This is a genomic window from Pseudomaricurvus sp. ABR4_320 (assembly GCF_056159445.1).
Genome location: NZ_JBSWVF010000081.1, coordinates 1 through 641 on the forward strand (window position 1 = coordinate 1; position 641 = coordinate 641).

Sequence of the window (641 nt, forward strand, 5' to 3'; positions counted from 1 at the left end):
AGTGGTCCACACCGCCGGTTGGCCACTGGCCGAGAACGGCGCGGCCGGTGGTAGCTTTCTGTATCACATCGATGATTGCCAGGTGGTGTGTGGATTGATCACCGATCTGTCTTACAGCAATCCGTATCTCAGCCCCTTCGATGAATTCCAGCGCTACAAACATCATCCGGTGGTAACGCAGTATTTGGAGGGCGGACAACGCATCAGTTACGGCGCTCGCGCCATTACCAAAGGCGGCATTCAAGCCCAACCGAAGATGCATTTTCCTGGAGGACTGTTAATTGGTGACGATGCGGGCACCTTGAACTTTGCCAAGATCAAAGGCACCCATACGGCGATGAAATCCGGCATGGTGGCGGCGGAATGTGTGGTCGCTGCCCTGGCAGCTGAGCGCAGCAGCGATGATTTGACGGAATTCGACAGCGCCTACAAAGAATCCTGGGCCTATAAAGAACTCTGGGCCCAGCGCAATTTTGGCCCGGCCCAACACAAATGGGGCAACATTCTCGGCTCCGCCTACGCCTTTATCGACATCAATCTGTTTAACGGCATGCTGCCCTGGACACTGTCGGATCCAGTACCCGATCACGCGCACCTAAAGCCGGCCAAAGACTTTTCGCCGATCAGCTACCCCAAACCCG

Annotated in this window: 1 protein-coding gene; it reads left to right on the plus strand. The window is 55.9% G+C overall.

Annotated features, from left to right (window positions below; translation table 11 throughout):
* A partial coding sequence (locus tag ACXAFR_RS27450) for an NAD(P)/FAD-dependent oxidoreductase (protein WP_475183382.1) occupies positions 1–641 on the plus strand: 641 nt, incomplete at both ends.